This window comes from Klebsiella sp. HN106 (assembly GCF_051209435.1).
Lineage (GTDB): Bacteria > Pseudomonadota > Gammaproteobacteria > Enterobacterales > Enterobacteriaceae > Klebsiella > Klebsiella oxytoca.
Map to the genome: position 1 here is coordinate 1 of NZ_JBLURD010000092.1, position 560 is coordinate 560.

Here is a 560-nt window from a genome sequence, read left to right on the forward strand (position 1 = left end):
GACAAAAATAAAAAATAGGCCAAATTCATATATCACTCCATGGAGATTAATAGAAAAATTTATAATAAGTAATCTCATAGAGCATTACTTGAATCTTCTTCCCATACTAAGGACTCACCGAGAAATTTAGTTAAAGATGATTTGGCATACTGTGGTTCGGAAAAAAAACGTGGGAACCAGCCGTCAAAGCTTTGGGTACCATTGTGACGATTTTCAGGCGAGACTGATAAGCGGTACCCGTCTCCGTAAGGTGAAATGCTAAATGTGTATCCATCATCTGTCTTTGAGATCAGCGTTTTGCTTGTCATATGACTAATAGATACCGTTAACTCCTTTGGTGTTTGTATCACCGAAAGAAGAAACAATGCGCTTATGGCTGCAAAAATCCAGCAATATAATGATGCATCCATAAAACCAGCTACAACACTCGATCCCAAAAAAAACCAAAATAAACTTATTAAGATTACTGAGTTTTCATTCATGTCTGTTCCTTGTTATTACTAATTATATTATGCTTTATAGTTGACCGTCAGACTACCCACGGGTTTTGACGAACAAAG

Annotated in this window: 1 protein-coding gene; it reads right to left on the reverse strand. The window is 36.4% G+C overall.

Annotated elements, in window-relative coordinates; translation table 11 throughout:
- Positions 1-74 precede the first annotated feature (74 nt).
- A complete protein-coding gene (locus ACSIPU_RS30470) occupies positions 75-482 on the reverse strand; it encodes a hypothetical protein (RefSeq protein WP_001572392.1) in 408 nt (135 codons plus the stop codon).
- Positions 483-560 lie beyond the last annotated feature (78 nt).